This is a genomic window from Leptolyngbya cf. ectocarpi LEGE 11479, assembly GCF_015207065.1.
GTDB lineage: Bacteria > Cyanobacteriota > Cyanobacteriia > Phormidesmidales > Phormidesmidaceae > Leptothoe > Leptothoe ectocarpi.
Window position 1 is genome coordinate 1 of sequence record NZ_JADEXP010000565.1, and the last position, 2,341, is coordinate 2,341.

Annotated in this window: 2 protein-coding genes; both read right to left on the reverse strand. The window is 41.2% G+C overall.

The genetic code is table 11. The features are described from left to right. Positions 1-48 precede the first annotated feature (48 nt). Positions 49-1,407 carry a Fic family protein gene (locus tag IQ260_RS31800; protein ID WP_322745084.1) on the reverse strand — a complete coding sequence of 453 codons (1,359 nt, stop codon included), beginning with the start codon at positions 1,405-1,407 and terminating at the stop codon, positions 49-51. A 274-nt stretch (positions 1,408-1,681) separates the two neighbouring features. Further along, complete coding sequence (locus tag IQ260_RS29945; RefSeq protein WP_193996698.1) at positions 1,682-2,281, reverse strand: response regulator transcription factor; 600 nt, start codon at positions 2,279-2,281, stop codon at positions 1,682-1,684. Positions 2,282-2,341 lie beyond the last annotated feature (60 nt).

Here is a 2,341-nt window from a genome sequence, read left to right on the forward strand (position 1 = left end):
ATACTATAGTGAATCGACTTACTGCAACCAAGAAATTGAATCATGGTGTTAGCTACCCCATGATTCAATTATTTGATCTTTATCTTTCATGAAATACCACCATTCTCTTCCCTCTTTAACTCTGTAAAACAATTTAAGCTTAACTAAGCCATTCAAGACGGAAGACGCTGTATTGTATGAACAACCTAAATTCTTTTCTACATCTCGGATTGTGAAAGCAGGTGCCATACCACTTTTCGCCACTTGAAATACTGTTCTTTGTTTGTCGCTAAGCTTTTTGTAAAGACCAGAATCCCAGAGCCACTTATTAAACCTTTCAATTTCTAATGCAGCATTTTGATAAGATAATTTGAAATTTTCAATGGCTCTGATTATTATCCCACTCTGATACTCTATAAAATAAGTTAAATCCATATCATCGGTTTCTGTATAAAGGTAACTTTTTCCATATTTTATAGGTGCTTTTTTTAGCAAAACACTAATCGAAATATACCTGAATGCAGCAAAATCACTTTTAAACAAGTACCAATAGAACAGTGCTCTTGCTACACGCCCATTTCCATCTCTAAATGGATGCTCAAAGCCGATACAAAAATGTAAAACTATGGCTTTTATTAGAGGATGAAGATATGAGCTTTCTCCAATGTCATCGTGATTTGCATTGCACCATTCAACTATCGATTTAATCCTATTCTTTAATCCACTAGCTGGAGGGGGTGTATGTACAATATCTCCTTTAGAGTCAACAACATAAGTATCATCATTTCTACGAAATTGACCAGGCACATAAGTATCATCATCTATATCTTCTACACCAACTTGATGAAGTTCTTTTATAAGATCTATAGATAATGATTTATTCCTCTGTTCCCAAGCAAACATCATCATTTTAAAATTACCTAAGATCATTTTTTCACCTGAATCCCTAGGCTTTCTATTTCTTCGTATTAATTCCTTTGCTATTTTAGTAGTAGTCGCTGCTCCCTCAAGTTGACTACTACTAATCGATTCATCTTCAATCAAGTCATTCAATAAGTATTCTATTTGAGCCCTCTCCCCGATTTTACTGCTAATCCACTCTAAGGAAGCGCTTGTGGCATTTCTGTCGGTTTCTGAGATAGCCTTTTGAATAAGAGGAGTGAGGACAAAATGGCAGCTAGTTGCAGGATCTCCCAACTGAATTAACGGAGACTTCTGCCTATTCCTTGCAAGCTTAACGATTGACCAGGCCAGTTCTATATCAATATTTGGTGGTACCCGATATCTCAGCTCATCAAAATGGAGATACCTTCCCTTCTTGTCAATAGGGGTAAAAAATTCCAAATACTCATTCAGCTTATCAGGACTATCAGAGGCTATAATCAAAAAAGGATCTGCCTCAATCTTCGGAGGGCGTTTGATATTCACTATCTCAATTTAAACATATTTTGAGATAATTATAGGCGATAATACAAATTTAATCTCAAAATTTCTAGCTTCTGAAATAATGATGGCAGGTGCCTGAAAGTTATGATTGGCTAATTATTATGTATAGGGAAATATTTCAGCCTAAAATCCTGTCTGAGGTGAATAGGTGGAAATTCGTCAGCCTAATACCCCGATATGGGTGATTAGGTAGACGCATTCAGTATAATCGCCATCCCAAACCCTGAGATTATCGGGTTGGTATTGGGGCGATCGCCTAAATCAGGTTCAGCTCTGTGGCTCGTTTCACAGCGGCCCGCCGGTTGGTGACGTTGAGCTTGCTGTAAATCCGCTTGGTATGGGTGCGCACTGTACTCAACGCCACGACCAGCTCACGGGCGATTTCTGGGCCAGAGAGTTCGGTGCTGAGTAATCGCAGAACATCCAGTTCTCGTTGGCTGAGGGGTTCAATTAAAGGTTGGGGAGAAGGGGCAACAGCGGACGCAGCATCCTGTGGTTGCCCCCAGGTTTCTAAGGTGGTCAATAGCCACTCGGTGTAAGTGGGTGTGCTGCCACGAGTCATAGCCTCTCGCAACAGTTGCGCCATCAGTTCTCCGTGTTCTGCAAATATGCGAACATAGCCCTCTGGTTCGGCCAGGTTTAAGGCGCGTTCCAGGGGTACGATCGCCCCCGCCAAATCCCCTTTCGCCTCATACGCCAATGCCTGGGTTATTAGAACTTCGATGATGCTGCCGATTCTCTCCTCAGTTTCTGCAGTTTTTAGAAGTCGGGTAAGGAGTTCGATTACTCCTGATTCCACCTCAGTTTGTGTGAGGAGATTGAGGTAACGGTCTCCTCCCGTTGAGAGACGAGGCAATTAACAAGTTACGCATCCAATCGTCATGATATCGGAAGCCATTGAGTTGCTCGAACGGAC